We start from the raw sequence: 19,419 nt of genomic DNA, 5'->3' as shown, positions 1-19,419 counted from the left end.
CAAAAAATCATTTCCCTATTTACTCATGTTCGTGCCCGTCCCTTTAATCAGCTTGTTCAATTCCTTCAAACTCCATACATGTGCGTGGGATAATAAGCTATGTGCTTACATGCTTAATATAAGATCATTTCTGAAACTATTGAACAAAAAAGGAAAAACAACGACACCATTCATCGCCTCCCGACCTTTTAAAAAAACAGGAATCATATCTTTTTTTGAAGAAAACAAGGCGCGAATAATTCGCGCCTTGTTCTGGAGTTATTATGCTTTTTTGCTATTTTCAACAAGAAATTCAACTGCTTTTTGGATTTTAAGGTCACCTTTAATACCTTCAAGTCCACCTTGAGCAGCAAAAATATTTTTAATTTCTTCAACTGAACGTTGGTACATTTCAGCCATTTTTTCGATTTCTTTGTCTACATCTTCATCTGTTGCTTCAAGATTTTCTGCAATTGCAATTGCTTCTAGTGTAAGGTTCACACGTACACGCTTAGCTGCATCCGTTTTAAATTGCTCACGCATTGCTTCTTCATCTTGTCCTGAGAATTGGAAATACATTTCAAGGTTCATACCTTGAGCTTGAAGACGTTGCTCAAATTCTTGTAGCATACGGTCTACTTCTGTATTAATCATTGCTTCAGGAATTTCAATTGTTGCATTTTCAGCAGCTTTTTCTACTAATGTATCACGAATTGCATGCTCAGCTTGATGGTCTTTATCTTTTTGAAGCTTTTCCTTTAATTGAGTCTTAAGCTCTTCTAAAGTTTCTACTTCTTCATTTGTATCCTTTGCAAACTCATCGTCAAGAGCTGGTAACTCTTTACGCTTAATATCATGAACTTTCACTTTGAATGTTGCAGGCTTACCAGCTAAATTTTCAGCATGGTATTCTTCAGGGAATGTTACTTCCACATCTTTTTCTTCTCCAGCTTTTAAACCTACTAATTGCTCTTCAAAGCCTGGAATGAATTGACCAGAACCAATTTCAAGTGAGTAGTTCTCTGCTTGTCCACCTTCAAATGCTTCACCGTCAACAAAGCCTTCGAAATCAAATACAGCAGTATCGCCATTTTCAATTGCTCCGTCTTCTACTACAACAAGCTCTGCTTGGCGCTCTTGTAAAGTCTTAAGTTCAGCATCAACATCTTCATCAGTAATTGTTGTATCTTGCTCTTCTACTTCAAGACCTTTGTATTCTCCAAGTTCAACCTCTGGCTTAACAGTAACTTTTGCTGTAAATACTAGAGTGCTTCCTTTTTCCATTGTTTCGATATCAATTTCAGGACGGTCTACAGGGTCAATTCCTGTTTCGGCAATTGCAGCAGCATATGCTTCTGGTAGTAAGATATCTAGAGCATCTTGGTAAAGAGATTCAACACCAAATTGCTTTTCAAACATACCACGAGGTACCTTTCCTTTACGGAATCCAGGTACATTCACCTTTTTTACCACTTTTTTGAAAGCTTGCTCAAGAGCAGCATCTACCTTTTCAGCTGCTACATCAACTGTTAGGACGCCTTCATTTCCTTCTAATTTTTCCCATTTTGTAGTCATTTACTTTCCCTCCAACTTATACACATCTTCGTTTCCGAATGATAGATTTCTTCTATTATCTTTGACAACCACTCTAGTATAACATAACGTTTGTCCATTTCAAGTAGTACTAATTATCAACATCCTTATTAATCATATGATTTTGATCTATTTGATAAACAGACGATTCTAATTCTTTTACTTCTACCACTTTCTCCATAAAAAAGTTCAACTTAAATTGATATTCTTCTTCTAATTGCACTACTTCATCTTCTAAACCAATTCTCTCTGCTGCACAATAATGAAAGACTTGTGCCCAAAGTTTAGAATCTTCTGGTTCAGGTAAGAAAGGATAAAGCGACCAAAGATGAGTCCAACTGAGTTGCTTCGCTAATTCGTATAGTAATGGATCGTTAGGTTCAAGATGATTACTTAAATATGCTAGAATTTCATTATGAAATTTTTGTTGGTAAACATGAGTAAGTTCACTGGGTGTGACATCCATTTCCCTACCCTGTTTCGTAATATGTATTGTCTCATTACAGTCTTTATCATGCAAAGCTTGTAACGCCATACTCTGCAAAACATAATCACGGTCTTTTAAACGTAAATATTGAACTAGTTCATTCATAGATTCCTGACCTTCTAGTTCCCTCAAGTGCTGAATCGCTTTAGACTGAAGTTCCAATGAATCTGCCTGAAGCATATTGGTTACTTCTATTGGTATTGATTCTTCTTTCAATTCTGTTTGAGCAAGCCACTCTTGGTCACCAACCATTTGACGGCTGAAATGTAGCAACTGATAGAAGGATTCTGCGTATTGAGATGGAAATTGATTTTCCGATAAGACTGCATCAAGTATATCAACAACTTCTTGATATCTCCCTAACTGGACAAGCAATGATATATGTACTTGGAGATTTTCAAAATATTCTCCTATCCCTTCTTTCAGTAAATCATTCGTATGTTGAACCGCCTCTTCTAACCTTCCTAACTCGACTAGACTTAACATCTTGCCAAACAATATTTGAGGATGCTCAGGCTCATGTTCTTCTGCTGATAAGAAGAATTCATAAGCTGCTTTTCCGTCCTTATTTTTTAAAGCATCCATTCCTTTCTCAATGAGACGCTTTACAAGACCAGGGTATAAAATAACCTTCTTATTAATTTGCTGCTTTCGTTTATCCACTGGAACCGCTCCACTCTTTTTTTCATGAGTTTTTCTGACCTCCCAACCAATCACCTACTCACCAGGAATACGTCAGTTTCATTTCCATCAGCTATGGAACGGGCGAGGCAGGGCAATACTTTTTTACAAAAATAGTTGAATAAGCCATAGAATTATTTATCCTATTTTTACAACTAACTTTAATGAATAATCATTCAAGCTATTCCTTTAATTTTATCAGGTCCACCATGGCATTACAATCTATGCTTATAGACATGACAAAAGGGTAACTCCAAGTCCTCAGTAGCCGTAGTCATAAACTCATAGCTAATGATTCCTAGAATTACCCTTTTGCTTATGCTTTTTGTTCAAATGCTTCAATTTCTTTGTCATATTGAAGTGTTAATCCGATTTCATCCCAACCATTTAGAAGCATTTCCTTCCAGTAAGGATCAATTGAGAATGTTGCCTCAAAGCCGTCTCCGCTTAACTTCTGATTTTCTAAACTTACACTAAGCTGATAAGTGTCATTTGCTCCTTTAGTTAAGAGTTGTTGCACCTTTGTCTCATCTAATCGAATTGGAAGCATTCCATTTTTTACACAGTTATTGTAAAAAATATCCGCAAAGCTTGGTGCTATGATCACTTTAAACCCATAATCATGCAACGCCCATGGTGCATGTTCTCGAGATGATCCACAACCAAAATTATGACCAGCTACTAAAATTGATGCTCCTTGATTATGCTTTTGGTTTAATTCAAATTTAGGATCTGGTTTCCCATCCGCTAAAAAACGCCAATCAAAAAACAAAAACTGGCCAAAACCGGTACGCTCCACACGTTTTAAAAACTGTTTTGGAATAATTTGATCCGTATCGACGTTTACTCGGTCCATTGTCGCAACTGTCCCTTTAAGGTTTACAATTGGTTCCATCGTTTTCCTCCTTACTTTGATACATGCTGTAACTTGAACTCACGAATATCAACAAAATGTCCAGCAATCGCTGCTGCTGCTGCCATCTCAGGACTTACTAAGTGCGTACGCGCTCCTTTTCCTTGGCGCCCTTCGAAATTTCGATTGGATGTTGAGGCACAGCGTTCTCCTTCAGGTACCACATCAGGATTCATGCTTAAACACATACTACATCCAGAACTACGCCACTCAAACCCAGCATCTATAAATATTTGATCAAGCCCTTCTGCCTCAGCACGTTGTTTTACCTTTTGAGATCCTGGTACAACGAGCGCTCGTACATGCTTAGCAACCGTTTTTCCTTTTATAACGTTCGCTGCTGCCCGAAGGTCGCTTAGTCGTGAGTTTGTACAGGATCCGATAAAGACATGTTGAACGTCAATGGAAGATATTGGAGTACCCGGACTTAAATCCATATAGTCTAGCGCTTGTTTAATAGCTCGTTGATCAGTATCTGTTTTACCGTCCGTAGGCGCGGGAACCAGTTTAGAAATACCGACACCTTGTGAAGGATTCGTTCCCCAAGTTACCATCGGTTCAATTTCAGACGCATCGATGGTAACGACGCGGTCATACGTAGCACCCTCATCAGTCGCTAACTGCTTCCACTTTTCTACCGTTTCAACAAACGCATCGCCTGAAGGAACCTTTTCACGTCCTTCTAAGTAATCAAATGTAACTTGATCCGGACTAATGAGACCAGCTTTGGCTCCTGCTTCAATAGACATATTACAAATTGTCATACGTTCTTCCATTGTCATTCCACGAATCGCATCACCAGTAAACTCAATGACTGAACCCGTACCAACATCTACTCCGAATTTTGCAATAATCGCTAAAATTACATCTTTTGCTGAAAGTTCAGGTGAGAGTTTCCCAGTAACACGAACCTCTAATGTCTTTGGACGTGATTGCCAAAGCGTTTGAGTAGCAAGAACATGCTCTACTTCACTCGTTCCGATACCAAAGGCCAATGCTCCAAATGCTCCATGTGTTGATGTATGACTATCTCCACAAACGATTGTTTTGCCTGGCTGTGTTAAGCCAAGCTCTGGACCAATCACATGAACAATACCGTTTTCCGGGTGTTCTAAATCAGCAAGTTCAATGCCAAACTCCTTGCAATTTGACTCAAGTGTTTCCATTTGAGTTTTTGCGATTTGATCAGTTATATCATACCGATTTACCGTTGGAACATTATGATCCATCGTTGCAAACGTTAAGTCTGGTCGTCTTACTTTGCGATTCGCGAGCCTTAAACCCTCAAATGCTTGGGGGGAGGTCACTTCATGAACCATGTGTAAATCAATATAGAGGAGACTTGGCTTTCCTTCTTCTTGCATTACTTCATGAGCTTCCCAAATTTTTTCAATGATCGTTTTAGGTGCCATTCTTCACTCCTCCTAGTCACTAATAATTTTTGTTATAGAATAAGAGAATGACAACGATAATGTAGTTCATCATCGTTGTCATCTTTTTTTGATTACGATATGACTACTTTTTTTGTTAACGCGTCAATCACTTTTTCAGTCATTTCAACTGTTGATAAGGCCGTTTTTTCATCTTGCGTTAAATCTGCTGTTCTGTAACCATTCTCTAACACATCATTAATCGCTTCTGAAAGAGCTTGGGCCTCATCGGTCATCTGAAATGCATAAGTTAGCATCATGACAACAGATGAAAGTGTTGCTAACGGATTAGCAATTCCTTTTCCAGCGATATCTGGAGCCGATCCATGAATTGGTTCAAATAACCCTGGACCATCTTGACTTAAGCTCGCAGATGGCAGCATCCCTAAGGAGCCAGTAATCATTGATGCTTCATCACTCAATATATCTCCAAACATATTTTCTGTGACAATTACATCAAACTGTTTCGGATTTCGAATGAGTTGCATTGCTGCATTATCGACAAGCATATGGCTGTAAGAGATCTCAGGAAATTCTTTTGCGACCTCTTCAACAACTTCACGCCACAACCTACTTGATTCTAGAACATTTGCTTTGTCAACAGATGTTAATGCACCACCACGAACTTCCGCAAACTCAAATCCTTTTCGGACGATGCGTTCAATTTCTTTTCGAGAGTAAACAAGGGTGTCAACAGCCACTTCTTCTTCTCCAACACCGCGGCGTTCACGAGGTTCACCAAAGTAAAGTCCTCCGGTTAATTCCCGAACAATAACAAGATCAACCCCTTGAATGATCTCATCCTTTAAAGGTGATGCTTCAGCTAGAGCATCATAGATAGTAACAGGACGCAAATTCGCAAAAAGATCTAACTCTTTTCTTAAACCGAGCAATCCCTTTTCTGGCCGCTTATCTCCAGGAAGTGTATCCCACTTCGGTCCACCGACTGCCCCGAGTAAGACAGCATCACTTTGTTTACAAATTGAAAGAGTCTCTTCTGGTAATGGAGTACCAGAAGAATCAATTGCAACACCACCAAGATCGCCGTACGTAAATTCAAACTCATGCTTATACAAACGACTGATTTCAGTTAATACTTTGGTAGCAGCGTCACATACTTCTGGTCCAATACCATCACCAGGGAGAATAGCAATCCGTTTTTTCATGATCTTCCTCCCACTTGTTATATCTTTACTGTATTTGTTCGTTGTTCATTGAATTGTTTGCGATTAATTGTACGGTTAACCGCATTAATGTATGCCTTAGCTGACGCTTCTAACACATCATGAGCTGTTCCACGACCAGATGATTCTGTTCCGTCGTATTGAACTGTAACATACACTTCAGCTAGAGAATCGCGACCAGCTGTTGTTGACTGAATTCGGTAGTCCATTAATAAAATCTGTTCATCAATCACACGTTCAAGTGTATTGTAGATCGCTTCTACACTACCCGAACCAGTTGCAGCTTCTTGAACCGTTTCACCAGTAGGCAACTTCATTGTAATAGTTGCTGTTGGAATATTGGTTGTTCCATAGTTCACTTGTAATGTTTCAAGTTCATAATGAGCAATTGCCGATCCAACCGTTGCCTCTGTCATAAGAGCAAATAAATCTTCTTCTGTAATATCTTTTTTCTTGTCAGCTAAATCTTTAAAGGCAACAAATGTCTTTTGTAATTGTTCATCTGTTCCATTAAAACCAAGTTCAACTAACTTTTCCTTAAAGGCATGACGTCCTGAGTGCTTGCCGAGGACCATTCTGTTAGAAGATACTCCTACAAGTTCAGGCGTAATGATTTCATACGTTTCTTTATTCTTCAACACACCATCTTGATGAATTCCTGATTCATGTGCAAAAGCATTAGCACCAACAACAGCTTTGTTATTAGGTACAACCATACCAGTCAATTTACTAACGAGAGAACTTGTTCGTTTAATTTCTTTTAAAACAAGTCCTGTATCAGCTTTGTAATGATCTTGACGAATGTTTAGTGCAACAGCAATTTCCTCAAGAGCAGCATTACCAGCACGTTCACCAATTCCATTAACTGTACATTCAACTTGACCAGCACCATTTTGGATCGCTGCAAGGGAATTCGCAACTGCCATTCCAAGATCATCGTGATTGTGTGTAGAAAGAATCGCTTTATCGATGTTCGGTACATTTTCTGACACATAACGGAACATTTGACCAATTTCATAAGGGGTCGTGTATCCAACTGTATCTGGAAGGTTAATGACGGTTGCACCTGCATCAATAACAGCGCGGATAATTTTCGCTAAAAACGGTAACTCAGTACGGCTTGCATCCTCTGCAGACCACTGAACTTGCGGAAATCTTGTTTTTGCTAATTTCACAGCCGCAACCGCATTTTCAATGACTTGCTCAGGTGTCATCTTCAGCTTATATTCCATATGAATAGGAGATGTGGCAATGAAAACATGGATTCTCGGTTCAGCACTTTCTTTTAGTGCTTCCCAAGTTGTTTCAATATCACGCTCAAGTGAACGGGCGAGGCCTGTAATCGAACTTCCCTTTACCGTATCAGCAATTGCTTTAACAGAAGCAAAGTCCCCTTGAGAGGAGGCCGGAAAACCAGCCTCAATAATATCAACACCCAAACGCTCTAGTTGTTTTGCTATCTCTAGCTTTTCTTGAAAGTTTAAGTTCACACCAGCAGACTGTTCTCCGTCTCGTAGCGTGGTATCGAAAACATTAATCTTCCGCACTACTACCACTCCTTAGATTTTTGATTTTGCCTTAACGAATGGCATCATTTCACGTAATTCACGACCAACGACTTCAATTGGATGTTGGCTTTCTGCTCTTGTAATTGCAGTAAACTCTGGACGATTTGCTTGGTTTTCAAGAATCCAACCTTTTGCAAATTTACCTGTTTGAATATCAGTAAGAACTTTCTTCATTGCTTTCTTAGTATCTTCCGTTACGATTTGAGGACCTGCTACATAATCTCCCCATTGTGCTGTATCAGAGATTGAATAGCGCATTGTTTCAAGTCCACCCTCATACATTAAGTCAACGATTAACTTTAGTTCGTGTAGGCACTCAAAGTAAGCAACTTCTGGTTGGTATCCAGCTTCAACAAGTGTTTCAAAACCAGCTTTAACAAGTGCAGATGCTCCGCCGCATAGTACTGCTTGCTCACCGAATAGATCTGTTTCTGTTTCTTCTTGGAATGTCGTCTCTAATACACCTGCACGTGCAGACCCGATTTGCTTTGCATATGCTAATGCAATATCTTTTGCATTGCCAGTTGCATCTTGGTATACAGCGATTAATCCTGGTACGCCACCGCCTTCTTCAAATACACGACGAACTAAGTGACCTGGACCTTTTGGAGCTGCTAGGAATACATCAACATTGCTTGGTGGTACGATTTGATTAAAATGAATATTGAAACCATGTGCAAACGCAAGTGTCTTTCCTTCTGTTAATTCAGGCTCAATTTCATTTTTGTAAACAGTTGGTTGAAGCTCATCTGGAAGAAGAATCATGATTACATCTGCTTGAGCAGAAGCTTCGCGAACAGATACAACTTCAAATCCATCTTCTACAGCTTTATCCCATGATTTTCCTGGACGAAGACCGATGATTACATCTTGACCACTTTCACGCATGTTTAGGGAATGTGCATGACCTTGTGAGCCATATCCAATTACTGCAACCTTTTTCCCTTTTAAGATTCCTTCATTTACATCTGAATTGTAGTATACTTTTGCCATTATAAAACTCTCCTCTTTTTGTTTAATTATTTTTTATATTTGAATTAATGAATTCACAAAATTAGTTAATTAGAGTTAATCGATATGGGTCATTTACTGGTTTTTTTGTACTACGGTTAAATGCAGTAATTCCAGTTCGGGCAATCTCTTTAATGCCATAAGGACGAAGTAAATCAATAAATGCTTCAACCTTTGTATGATCCCCTGTAATCTGAATCGTCATAGACTCTCGTCCGACATCAATAATCGTTGCTCTAAAAGGATTAACAAGTGCAGCAACTTCCCCACGTTGTTGAGGAGTTGCTACAATTTTAATTAAAGCAAGTTCACGCGCAACAATGGATTCATCTGTTATATCTTTTACTTTTAAAACATCCACTTGTTTGTTAAGTTGTTTGATAACTTGCTCAATGTTTTGCATACTGTCAGCACCGACAACAAATGTCATCCTTGAGATAGAAGGGTTTTCAGTTACGCCAACGGTTATGCTTTCAATATTGTAATGTCTTCTTGCAAACAAGCCCGTAATTCGGTTCAAAACACCTGATGTATTGTTTACAAGTGCAGTGATTATTCTTTTCATAGTGGCTTAACTCCTTCCATTTGGTGCTGTCCTTTTCCTGGAGAAATCATTGGATATACGTTTTCCTGTTTAGCTACTCGAACATCCATTAGTACCGGGCCAGGATGCGCCATCATCTCTTCTAGAGCTCCTTTTAGGTCTGAAAGATTTTCTACTTTCATCCCCTTAATGTCGTACGCCTCAGCTAATTTCACAAAGTTAGGCTGAATCGGGAATAAGGAGTTTGAATAACGCTCACCATGAAAGAGCTGTTGCCATTGTCGAACCATTCCGAGTGATGCATTATTAACAATAACAATTTTCACTGGAATATTTAACTCTTGCAAAATTGAAAGCTCTTGCGCTGTCATTTGAAATCCAGCATCGCCGATAACTGCAACAACCGGTGATTTAGGTTCAGCAAATTGAGCGCCAATTGCTGCTGGGAAACCAAAGCCCATTGTTCCAAGGCCGCCTGAGGTTACCCAACGATTCGGTTTTGTAAAACGGTAAAATTGAGCTGACCACATTTGGTGCTGACCTACATCTGTTGTGATGATCGCTTCGCCATTTGTCACTTCATGAATCAATTCAATTAGATTTTGCGGCTTAATCGTTTCGCCATCCTCTTTATACCAAAGCGGATACTCTTCTTTACGTTGTTTTTGCTTAGCGCGCCATTCTGTTGTATCTCCCGTAGCCCCTTTTTCTTCTAGTAGCATTTGTAATGCGCGTTTCGCATCACCAACTACTGGAATTTCAGTTTCAATATTTTTCCCGATTTCCGCAGGATCTATATCTATATGGACGACACGCGCATTAGGAGCAAAGTGCTCAAGGTTCCCAGTTAATCGATCATCAAATCTTGCACCAATGCTGATTAATAGATCAGACTCGTAAATGGCCATGTTGGCTGTATATGTTCCGTGCATACCACCCATACCTAGAAACAACTCATGATCTCCTGGAAAACTACCAAGACCAAGCAATGTATTGACAACAGGAATATTTGTTTCTTCAACGTACTCAAACAATTCACTTGATGCCTTTCCGTGTAAGACACCAGCTCCTGCTAAAATAATTGGTTGCTTAGCTTCAGCTACAGCTTCAACTACTTTGCGAATTTGCAAACGATTCGGGACGACAGTTGGTTGATAGCCTGGAATATTGACTTCTGAATCATAATCAAACATCCCCGTTGCTAACGACACATCCTTAGGCAAATCGATTAATACTGGACCAGGTCTTCCAGTTGTAGCAATATGAAACGCTTCTTTTATTATTCTTGGAAATTCATCAACTGAACGTACCTGATAATTATGCTTTGTGATTGGCATTGTGATACCAATCATATCAGCTTCTTGGAAAGCGTCTGTTCCGATAACCGTAGTCGCAACTTGCCCTGTTATCACAACAAGTGGAAGCGAATCAATCATTGCATCAGCAATTCCAGTTACAACATTTGTCGCTCCTGGTCCAGAAGTTACAATACAGACGCCTGGTTTTCCAGACACTCTCGCATACCCCTCAGCAGCATGAATGGCTCCCTGCTCATGTCTTGCTAACACATGATGGATCCCTGTTTTGTAGATCTCATCATATGTTGGGAGAATAGCACCGCCTGGATACCCAAAAATGACGTCTACTCCCTCTTTGGCCAATGCTTCAATTAACATGCTTGAACCCGATAGTTGTTTAGGTGGTTCATTCGTTTGTTTTTCTTTCTTTTTCATTTTCGTACTCATCTCTTAATGCCTCCTTACATCTTAGTTCTCTTATCAATCCCTTTTTCCAAACAAAATGAACATTCTGCAATTTAAAATTTAACAATAAAAAAATCTTCCCACCCCATATAAGCTACTCACGTAGCTAAAAGGGGCGAAAAGATTTTCTTTCCACGGTACCACCCTTATTCATTGAACGAAAAACCTACCGTTCAATCTTATCGTTTTGATAACGAGTGCCTGTGAACACTCGACCAATCCTACTAGAATAATTCTTTCAGATTGATACTCCGAGGCGAGCTTCGTCAATGGTCACAACGCCGTATCTCAGCACCACGGCTCTCTGTTGAAGTCAACACATTGATTACTTTTCCTCTTCTTCGTTTTTACGTATTAGATTTTCATTACTCCACCAGTATTGGCAGAAGTTACTAGTTTAGCATATCTTGCTAAATATCCTTTTTTCACTTTTGGTTCTGGTGCAACAAAACCTTCTTTACGCGTTGCATGAACATCATCAGATACTAACCATTCAATCGTTCTATTAACTAAATCGATTCGAATTCGGTCACCATTTTCTACGAAAGCAATTGGACCTCCATCAGCAGCTTCTGGTGAGATATGACCAATTGAAATCCCTCTTGATGCTCCTGAGAATCTGCCGTCCGTAATAAGGGCGACTTTCGTTCCGAGCCCTCGACCAGAAATAGCTGATGTTGGTGCCAGCATCTCAGGCATTCCAGGTCCACCTTTAGGTCCTTCGTAACGAATGACAACCACATGGCCTTCTTGTACTAACCCTTCATCAATTCCTTTTTGTGCTTCCTCTTGAGAGTTAAAGACAATTGCCTCTCCATCAAACACTTTAATTGATGGATCAACAGCTCCTACTTTTATAACCGCTCCATCTGGTGCGATGTTTCCGTATAATACAGAAAGACCGCCAACTGGACTGTAAGGATTATCTTGTCTGCGAATAACATCATCATTTGTAATTTCTGCATCTTTTACATTTTCATACAAGCTTTTTCCCGTAATCGTAATTCTATCTGGATGAATAGCACCTTCAATATTACACAACTCTTTAATAATTGCACTTACTCCACCGGCATGATGTACATCATCCATAGAATAATCAGAAGCTGGGCTAATCTTTGATAAATATGGAACTCTTTCAGCCACTTTGTTAATTCTATTTAAATCGTACTCAATCTCTGCTTCATTTGCTATCGCCAACGTATGAAGAACGGTATTTGTCGATCCACCCATTGCCATATCTAGGGCAAAGGCATCATCAATTGTTTCTTCTGTAATAATATCTCGTGGTTTAATGTCTTTCTCAATTAAATTCATGAGATGTTTCGCTGCGTCTTTAATCAGTTTATGACGCTCATCTGATGTTGCGACGATTGTACCATTTCCAGGTAGGGCCACACCTAGCATTTCCATTAATGAATTCATTGAGTTTGCTGTAAACATTCCCGAACAAGAGCCACAAGTTGGACATGCTGATTGCTCAATTTCAAGCAACTCTTCCCTTGTCATATTACCTGACCCAAATGCGCCTACTCCTTCAAAGACAGATACTAAAGACAAGTTTTTCCCGTCTTTTGTTTTCCCTGCCTCCATTGGGCCACCTGATACGAATACGGATGGTACATTTGTTCTTACTGAAGCCATTAGCATTCCAGGTGTAATTTTATCGCAATTTGGAATGTAAAAGACACCGTCAAACCAGTGAGCGTTAATAACTGTTTCAGCTGCATCACAGATAATTTCTCTACTTGGAAGAGAGTATCTCATCCCGATATGTCCCATTGCAATACCATCATCTACTCCAATGGTATTAAACTCAAATGGAATTCCACCAGCTTCTCGAATTGCCTGTTTTGCAACTTCTGCAAATTTATTCAAATGCATATGTCCTGGGATGATATCAATGTAAGAGTTACAAACACCAATGAATGGTTTATCCATTTCATCTTCTTTTACACCAGCTGCTCTTAATAAGCTTCGGTGCGGTGCTCGGTCAATCCCCTTTTTTATCATGTCACTTCTCATACTACCCGCTCCCTATTTCCATCACTTCTTCTCTTTAGATAACCTCAACTCTACTCTACTAACTCTATTTTAATGTGTCCTTGTAGACCTTTTCTCCTTCAAGAACGACTCTATTTCTAAATGTTTCTAATAAACACTTCGTCTCTTTGCCTGGTTTTCCTTCGCCGATTACTCGACCGTCTACTTTTACAACAGCAATTACTTCAGCAGCTGTTCCAGTTAAAAACACTTCATCAGCAACATAGACATCATGTCTCGTGAAAGGCTCTTCTTTTACTGCATATCCAAGATCTCTAGCAAATTCAATGATAGCGTTCCTTGTGATTCCTTCAAGAGCTCCAACGTATCCAGGTGGAGTCAAAAGCTCTTTTCCCTTCACAATAAATACATTATCAGCAGACCCTTCTGCTACATATCCTTGGTCATTTAGCATTAACGCTTCACTTACTCCAGCTAAGCTAGCTTCAATTTTCACTAGAATATTGTTCAAATAATTCAGAGATTTAACCTTAGGACTTAATACATCTGGGCGATTTCTCCGTGTTGCTACGGTTACTATTTCTAATCCAGATTCATATAGCTCTTTTGGAAAAAGAGCAAGTTCTTCTGCAATAATAATAACTTGAGGTGTTGAACACGATGCAGGATCAAGACCTAAGTTCCCAACTCCTCTAGAAATAACTAGACGTATATAGGCATTACTTAAATGATTCTTTTGTAATGTTTTTACGACAAGTTTCTTCATTTCTTCTTTCGTGTGAGGAATTGATAGCATAATAGATTTTGCTGAATTATACAATCTATCAAGGTGTTCTTGTAATCGAAATACATTTCCCTCATAGACGCGAATACCTTCAAACACGCCATCGCCATAAAGAAATCCATGGTCATACACTGAAACTTTAGCATCTTTTTTTTCAACAAATTCCCCATTTAAATAAATCCATTGTTCACTCATGACGTTAACTCTCCTCGTGTATCACCGTAGACGTTTGGACCCCTTATTTTAGAGATTAAAATTACACATGATTTTATCTCTGCAGAGCGGACATTTGTTTTTTGATATATGGTTGTTTGAAACTTATCATACGCTCATTCAGCACTATGGTCAACCATTTTTTTAAAATAATTTGACTATTGTGATTAGTCATTAAGAATGAATACGCTTACACCTTTGCTACTAGTAGATTCTCAAAATAAAAATTCCACTATTTCCTATATTAAGCATATTAACGGCTTTAGCGGACATCCTAATGTTGGGTGATAGAAGATGTTAAAAAAATACAAAAAGTACGTAAGGCTGTCGAAAAAATTTCCTTTTATTCGATTTCCGAACAGACAACGTGCCTCTTTAGTTGTCGTTGAAGATCTTTGGAAAGTATGTGACACAGAAAGTGAAAAACTTCTTTATCGTCAATTGCAAGCGAACATGTATTACCCAACTCCACATTACTGGATTGATAACGTTCGTGCGAATCTTGCTCTTGTGCCCTACCGCTTAGCTTTAATCGAGCTAAGACCAGGAATCAACGAGAAGAAAATAATCCGTGTATTAAAAAAGCGTGGTTGGCGGGTATTGTTTTACGACACAGATCAATTGTTACAAAATGAACAATTGTATGTGAACCTTGTGTTACAACAAGCTCCAACTCAAACAAAAAATGTCTCCACCTCAGTATGAGGGGAGACATTTTGATTTATTATGTAAAAAAATTTAAATGGCGTCCCAGGAGAGATTCGAACTCCCGACCGACGGCTTAGAAGGCCGTTGCTCTATCCTGCTGAGCTACTGGGACAAAAAGCGGGTGATGAGAATCGAACTCACGACATCAGCTTGGAAGGCTGAGGTTTTACCACTAAACTACACCCGCATATTCTAAAAAATATTTAACTCTTAAATTAACTTTGCTTTAGAAGCAATAACTGAATTTCTTTCAGCGACATTTATTACTATAAAGGATCTAAAACAAAAAGTCAACAGTTTCACAAAAAATATTAATCAATAAGTTATCTTCCTAACTTATGGAGTTGTTCAAAAAAGCAAGGATCAACCTTTTTGAACAACTTCTAGGAAGGGATATGCTCCTCTTACGATAAATGATAATGATAAATCATATCAGACACAACTTCACCATTGTATTCATAAAACGTAACCGTAGCATATGTTCCATTATATTCACAAATACAATAGGTTTGTTCAACTCGATTACGTGGAAGTCTGATACTCCCCGGATTTATGTAAATCACACCATTCTCAAGAAATGCCGTTGCAACATGTGAATGACCAAAACATGCTATTTGTGCTTGCAACTCTTCTGCACGATAACTCAGTGGCACATTTGTCAATTTCACATTATAAAGATGCCCGTGTGTAACATAAATGCAAACTCCATTTACATTTTCTGTTCTTTCATTTGGAAAGTCATCTCCGAAGTCACAATTTCCTTTGACAACTTTTACTCCTTCTATAGCTCGATGGTCGCCATCTAGTTCTGAGTCACCACAATGTATGAGAATATCCATCTCACTGCGATGACGATCTAATACCACTTGGAGTTCTTCCCCCCATCCATGACTATCACTTATTATTAAGGCCTTCATTTTGTAGTCCTCCCCACGCTAACTCCAATCAGCTTGATTGGCAAAAAGGTTTTTTAAAGCATTCGCACGGTGACTTCGCACATTTTTTTCCTCTGATGTCAGTTGTGCCATTGTTTTTTCTAGTTCTGGAATATAGAAAATCGGGTCATATCCAAAACCATTCGATCCTCTAGGTTCAGTTGCAATTGTTCCTTCACACGAACCTTCGAAAATAAGGGTCTGTTCATTCGGCCTAGCTACTGCTATTACACAAACAAATCGTCCCGTTCGATCTTCACTTGGTACATCTACTAATTCGCGTAACACTTTTTCTATATTGGCAGAATCACTTTTTGTCTCTCCTGCGTATCGTGCGGAATAGACACCAGGCCGACCATCTATAGCATCTATAACTAATCCTGAATCATCTGCAATTACACTGGAATTAAGATATTTTGCTAGCGTCTCCGCCTTTTTAGTAGCATTTTCAGAAAAGGTTGTTCCATCTTCTATAATATCTGGAATATCCGGATAATCAAGTAAGGATTTTACAATTAGGCCCTTTTTTTCAAGAATTTGTTTAAATTCTGCTATTTTCCCTTTATTCTGCGTCGCAATTACTAACTCTTTCATTATCTTCACCTTTCATTGACATCATTTAATGCGATCAGCTATCTCACCTAATACATCTCTTTGTTTAGCGATTAACGAATCAATTCCTATTTCTGCACGATCAAGTAACTCATTCAGTCGGGCTCGAGAAAATGTCGCTTCTTCTCCTGTCCCTTGAAGTTCAACAAATTGATGGTTTCCTGTCATCACAACATTCATATCTACTTCTGCCGCAGCATCTTCTACATAGCACAGATCTAGTAATACACCTTTTTTCGTATCAACACCTACTGACACAGCTGCTAGAAAATCTTGAATAGGCCATTCTTTCACCTTTCCCTTTTTCATCGTTTTATCCATGGCTAGTGCTAAAGCTACAAATGCACCCGTAATCGCCGCTGTTCTCGTACCACCATCAGCTTGAATGACATCACAATCAATCCAGACCGTTCTTTCACCAATTTTATTAAGGTCAATAATGGACCTAAGTGCTCTTCCAATTAAGCGTTGAATTTCCATCGTTCTTCCTGATACTTTCCCTTTTGAGGACTCTCGGATATTTCTTTGTTCTGTAGCTCGTGGCAGCATAGCGTATTCAGCAGTAATCCATCCCTTCCCTTGTCCTCTTAAAAAAGGCGGCACACGCTCCTCCACAGTAGCTGTACATATTACCTTTGTATCTCCCATTGAAATTAGTACAGAACCCTCTGGGTGTTTTACGTAGTTTGTTTCGATTGTAATGTTTCGTAATTGATCAGCCTCACGTCCGTCAACTCTCATTTTAACTCCTCCAATTCAATCTAAGTCTAAATCTATGTTATCATTCCCTAAAATGAAGATTCCTTTATGTAAGGATAAAAGGAGGTAGCATATATGCTCCTCCTTTTTTTAACCATTTATTATTATAAAGAATTTCATCTATATAGTCCAATACCTCGATTAATAACTCCCGGTATTCACTAGACTTGGTCTTGAAACAGGTTCTGCAACCTTCCCTGACTCCGTTAACACATTGGCTTCCCCGTTTACAGTTACAGCTACTTTTTCAACACCTTCTTGTTCTGTTAATGTAAGAGCTAACATATTCAACACATTAGAAGAGACAGCTGTTGATTGCATTTGCGAAAGAAGAGCTTCATTAAAATCTAGTGTCACAATACCATTTTCATACATTGGTTCTTCAACAAGTTCTACACCTTGTCTAAAGTCAGTTAAAAGCTCGGTCTCATGTGAAGGTCCTTTTAACAACTCTTTTACTGCTGCAGTTAATGAATCCTCCCCTAAGGCAACACGACGCGTCACAGGTACATAGTAGCTTTCTTCCCCATTTTGGGCAAGGAAGTAAAGGGTTACCCCTTTACTATTAACCACATCTGTAACTGATCCTGTTTCCATATTGATCCCGTTAGCACGGCTAAGCGCTTCTCCAATTGGAGTACCGTTAACCGGCATTGTATCTTGTTTATAGCCATTAATATTAATTTGAACACTATCCACACTTTCAAATTGCGTTAACGTCCATGTAATAGCTTCTAATATTTGCTTTTCATAATTGGGATCATAATCCTTAAACTCATTTGAAAAATCTGCTATTGCCATTCCGTCTTTTAAGTTTACATCAACCTCAGTACCAGCCGGAATCACGGCACGGAAACCATTCGGAAGCATTTCACTTACAGGGCCACCTTCAACTAAATACTCTAGCGATTGTCTTAACACACTTTGAGTTTTGGGAAGTTCAAGTGTTTGAGGAACAACAAGTCCATTTGCATCAATTAAATAAAGTTCACGCTGAGCTGGCTCTCCTACTGCTTCTTCCCCAAGATCTTCTCCTTCATCCACTTCTTCATCTGGCACTTCCTTGTTGTCTTCTAATTCTAATGACTCATCTTCCTCTACATAATTCGTTGGAGGTGTATCCATCTCATTCGTTGTCTCATTCGAACCAAACGAACAAGCTGTCATTGTTAACATAGTAAAAGCAAGAATGGGAACCCCTTTTCGTAACACTTTGCGCATTGTTTTCCCTCCTAAGATAGTTTGTACTACATGTATACGAGCCTTAAAAAATAATAGACCATCTTTATCTATTTTCGTCCTAAATTTTTTTGAATTCTTTTTATACTAGGGACAAAAAGAAATGTTGAATCTGAGTGACACTCCTTAAACGCTGAAAAGTACTAAGAGATTGATCTCTTAGTACTTTTCATGCCATATTATTCATTTCCTAATAAAAGCGGAGTCACACACTCTACATTCATTTCTAGCCACTTATCGGCATGAATTTTAAAGGACAATGGGTCCCCTGTTGTAAAAAAGCGATGAATCGGCTTTCTCTCATTCGTATAGAGCAAATTTTTGTGATAGAGGAGACTACTCACTTCACGAGCTGTCTCATCCCCCGAAGATATTAGCTGTATTCCATTGCCGACACGCTTTCCAATTACCTCTTTAAGCAACGGATAGTGAGTACAACCTAAAATAAGTGTATCAAAATCCAAATGATCCAAAGGCTTAAGCGCTTCGTCAACGACTTGTTCAGCTTCAGGACCTCCAAAAATACCGCGTTCAACTAAAGGAACAAACGGAGGACAGGGAAGACTTTCTACCTTCACTTCACTATTAATCGACTTTAACGCTTTCTCATAAGCTTGGCTTCTGATTGTTCCAACAGTCCCAATAATAGCTACATGGTCTTTTTTTGTCACCTTCAAAGCACTTATAGCCCCTGGATGAATAACACCTACAATTGGAATGCTTAATTCCTTTTTGACTTCTTCAAGAACAACTGCCGTAGCTGTATTGCAAGCAACGACTAACATTTTCATGTTTTCCTTTAAAAGGTGATCAATCATTTCCCACGTGAACCTTCTTACTTCCTCTTCGGATCTTGGACCATATGGACATCTAGCAGAATCGCCTATATAAACAATTTCTTCTTTCGGCAATTGTCTTATAATTTCTTTCGCTACTGTAAGGCCACCTAAACCTGAATCAATTACTCCGATCGGTCTATCCAACAACTACCCCTCAATTTCTCATTCAGCGCTTC

The 19,419-nt window shown here is 39.0% G+C and carries 17 protein-coding genes, 2 tRNA genes and 1 other annotated feature; of the genes, 1 reads left to right on the top strand and 18 read right to left on the bottom strand.

Annotated elements, in window-relative coordinates; genetic code table 11:
- Positions 1-261: 261 nt before the first annotated feature.
- The 11 genes from tig to ilvE form a co-directional block, all read right to left on the bottom strand.
- Complete coding sequence (gene tig, locus SLH51_RS04305) at positions 262-1,554, bottom strand: trigger factor (protein ID WP_335959373.1); 1,293 nt, start codon at positions 1,552-1,554, stop codon at positions 262-264.
- 109 nt (positions 1,555-1,663) lie between these two features.
- The gene (locus SLH51_RS04300) at positions 1,664-2,722 is read right to left on the bottom strand and encodes a tetratricopeptide repeat protein (protein WP_335959371.1); all 1,059 of its coding nucleotides are present in this window, start codon (positions 2,720-2,722) and stop codon (positions 1,664-1,666) included.
- A gap of 334 nt (positions 2,723-3,056) precedes the next feature.
- A complete protein-coding gene (gene leuD, locus SLH51_RS04295) occupies positions 3,057-3,635 on the bottom strand; it encodes a 3-isopropylmalate dehydratase small subunit (RefSeq protein WP_335959370.1) in 579 nt (192 codons plus the stop codon).
- Positions 3,636-3,646: 11 nt separating this feature from the next.
- The gene (gene leuC, locus SLH51_RS04290; RefSeq protein WP_335959368.1) at positions 3,647-5,065 is read right to left on the bottom strand and encodes a 3-isopropylmalate dehydratase large subunit; all 1,419 of its coding nucleotides are present in this window, start codon (positions 5,063-5,065) and stop codon (positions 3,647-3,649) included.
- 92 nt (positions 5,066-5,157) lie between these two features.
- Positions 5,158-6,249 (bottom strand): 3-isopropylmalate dehydrogenase, encoded by a 1,092-nt coding sequence (gene leuB / locus SLH51_RS04285; protein ID WP_335959366.1) that lies wholly within the window; start codon positions 6,247-6,249, stop codon positions 5,158-5,160.
- 17 nt (positions 6,250-6,266) lie between these two features.
- Positions 6,267-7,814 carry a 2-isopropylmalate synthase gene (locus tag SLH51_RS04280; RefSeq protein ID WP_335959365.1) on the bottom strand — a complete coding sequence of 516 codons (1,548 nt, stop codon included), beginning with the start codon at positions 7,812-7,814 and terminating at the stop codon, positions 6,267-6,269.
- A 12-nt stretch (positions 7,815-7,826) separates the two neighbouring features.
- The gene (ilvC, locus tag SLH51_RS04275; protein WP_335959364.1) at positions 7,827-8,828 is read right to left on the bottom strand and encodes a ketol-acid reductoisomerase; all 1,002 of its coding nucleotides are present in this window, start codon (positions 8,826-8,828) and stop codon (positions 7,827-7,829) included.
- A 61-nt stretch (positions 8,829-8,889) separates the two neighbouring features.
- Entirely contained in the window at positions 8,890-9,411 is a 522-nt protein-coding gene (gene ilvN, locus SLH51_RS04270; protein WP_335959363.1) for an acetolactate synthase small subunit, read from the bottom strand.
- Complete coding sequence (gene ilvB / locus SLH51_RS04265) at positions 9,408-11,135, bottom strand: acetolactate synthase large subunit (protein WP_335959361.1); 1,728 nt, start codon at positions 11,133-11,135, stop codon at positions 9,408-9,410. The genes ilvN and ilvB overlap by 4 nt, the downstream gene beginning before the upstream one ends.
- A 126-nt stretch (positions 11,136-11,261) precedes the next feature.
- Positions 11,262-11,504: a binding site (T-box leader), on the bottom strand.
- A gap of 3 nt (positions 11,505-11,507) precedes the next feature.
- Positions 11,508-13,175 (bottom strand): dihydroxy-acid dehydratase, encoded by a 1,668-nt coding sequence (ilvD, locus tag SLH51_RS04260; RefSeq protein ID WP_335959360.1) that lies wholly within the window; start codon positions 13,173-13,175, stop codon positions 11,508-11,510.
- A gap of 64 nt (positions 13,176-13,239) precedes the next feature.
- A complete protein-coding gene (gene ilvE / locus SLH51_RS04255; RefSeq protein ID WP_335959359.1) occupies positions 13,240-14,133 on the bottom strand; it encodes a branched-chain-amino-acid transaminase in 894 nt (297 codons plus the stop codon).
- 312 nt (positions 14,134-14,445) lie between these two features.
- Here ilvE and SLH51_RS04250 point away from each other — a divergent pair, with 312 nt between their 5' ends.
- Entirely contained in the window at positions 14,446-14,856 is a 411-nt protein-coding gene (locus SLH51_RS04250; protein ID WP_335959358.1) for a hypothetical protein, read from the top strand.
- A gap of 38 nt (positions 14,857-14,894) precedes the next feature.
- On the opposite strand, the gene SLH51_RS04245 is transcribed toward SLH51_RS04250, so the two are convergent.
- The 7 genes from SLH51_RS04245 to racE all read right to left on the bottom strand — a co-directional run bounded on the left by SLH51_RS04245 (position 14,895) and on the right by racE (position 19,387).
- Positions 14,895-14,971: transfer RNA gene (locus SLH51_RS04245), tRNA-Arg, on the bottom strand.
- Positions 14,972-14,975: 4 nt separating this feature from the next.
- Positions 14,976-15,046 (bottom strand) — tRNA-Gly (locus tag SLH51_RS04240).
- A gap of 217 nt (positions 15,047-15,263) precedes the next feature.
- Positions 15,264-15,776, bottom strand: a complete 513-nt coding sequence (locus SLH51_RS04235; RefSeq protein WP_335959357.1) for a metallophosphoesterase family protein — start codon at positions 15,774-15,776, stop codon at positions 15,264-15,266.
- 18 nt (positions 15,777-15,794) lie between these two features.
- The gene (locus tag SLH51_RS04230) at positions 15,795-16,388 is read right to left on the bottom strand and encodes an XTP/dITP diphosphatase (protein ID WP_335959355.1); all 594 of its coding nucleotides are present in this window, start codon (positions 16,386-16,388) and stop codon (positions 15,795-15,797) included.
- A gap of 21 nt (positions 16,389-16,409) precedes the next feature.
- The gene (gene rph / locus SLH51_RS04225; RefSeq protein WP_335959354.1) at positions 16,410-17,147 is read right to left on the bottom strand and encodes a ribonuclease PH; all 738 of its coding nucleotides are present in this window, start codon (positions 17,145-17,147) and stop codon (positions 16,410-16,412) included.
- A gap of 159 nt (positions 17,148-17,306) precedes the next feature.
- Positions 17,307-18,386, bottom strand: coding sequence for a GerMN domain-containing protein (locus SLH51_RS04220; protein ID WP_335959352.1), 1,080 nt, complete (start codon positions 18,384-18,386; stop codon positions 17,307-17,309).
- A 197-nt stretch (positions 18,387-18,583) separates the two neighbouring features.
- A complete protein-coding gene (racE, locus tag SLH51_RS04215) occupies positions 18,584-19,387 on the bottom strand; it encodes a glutamate racemase (protein WP_335959350.1) in 804 nt (267 codons plus the stop codon).
- Between the last annotated feature and the right edge of the window lie 32 nt (positions 19,388-19,419).

The organism is Halalkalibacter kiskunsagensis (assembly GCF_037027555.1).
GTDB classification, from domain to species: Bacteria; Bacillota; Bacilli; order Bacillales; family Bacillaceae_D; genus Halalkalibacter; species Halalkalibacter kiskunsagensis.
The sequence above is the reverse complement of the archived record's forward strand: the minus strand, read 5'-3'. Positions and strand labels throughout refer to the sequence as shown.

Coding starts and splice junctions, on each gene's coding strand:
- leuD (WP_335959370.1), bottom strand. CDS start 3,635: ATGGAACCAATTGTAAACCTTAAAGGGACAGTTGCGACAATGGACCGA.
- ilvC (WP_335959364.1), bottom strand. CDS start 8,828: ATGGCAAAAGTATACTACAATTCAGATGTAAATGAAGGAATCTTAAAA.
- SLH51_RS04250 (WP_335959358.1), top strand. CDS start 14,446: ATGTTAAAAAAATACAAAAAGTACGTAAGGCTGTCGAAAAAATTTCCT.
- SLH51_RS04220 (WP_335959352.1), bottom strand. CDS start 18,386: ATGCGCAAAGTGTTACGAAAAGGGGTTCCCATTCTTGCTTTTACTATG.
- leuC (WP_335959368.1), bottom strand. CDS start 5,065: ATGGCACCTAAAACGATCATTGAAAAAATTTGGGAAGCTCATGAAGTA.
- ilvE (WP_335959359.1), bottom strand. CDS start 14,133: ATGAGTGAACAATGGATTTATTTAAATGGGGAATTTGTTGAAAAAAAA.
- SLH51_RS04230 (WP_335959355.1), bottom strand. CDS start 16,388: ATGAAAGAGTTAGTAATTGCGACGCAGAATAAAGGGAAAATAGCAGAA.
- leuB (WP_335959366.1), bottom strand. CDS start 6,249: ATGAAAAAACGGATTGCTATTCTCCCTGGTGATGGTATTGGACCAGAA.
- ilvN (WP_335959363.1), bottom strand. CDS start 9,411: ATGAAAAGAATAATCACTGCACTTGTAAACAATACATCAGGTGTTTTG.
- tig (WP_335959373.1), bottom strand. CDS start 1,554: ATGACTACAAAATGGGAAAAATTAGAAGGAAATGAAGGCGTCCTAACA.
- ilvB (WP_335959361.1), bottom strand. CDS start 11,135: ATGAGTACGAAAATGAAAAAGAAAGAAAAACAAACGAATGAACCACCT.
- rph (WP_335959354.1), bottom strand. CDS start 17,147: ATGAGAGTTGACGGACGTGAGGCTGATCAATTACGAAACATTACAATC.
- SLH51_RS04235 (WP_335959357.1), bottom strand. CDS start 15,776: ATGAAGGCCTTAATAATAAGTGATAGTCATGGATGGGGGGAAGAACTC.
- ilvD (WP_335959360.1), bottom strand. CDS start 13,175: ATGAGAAGTGACATGATAAAAAAGGGGATTGACCGAGCACCGCACCGA.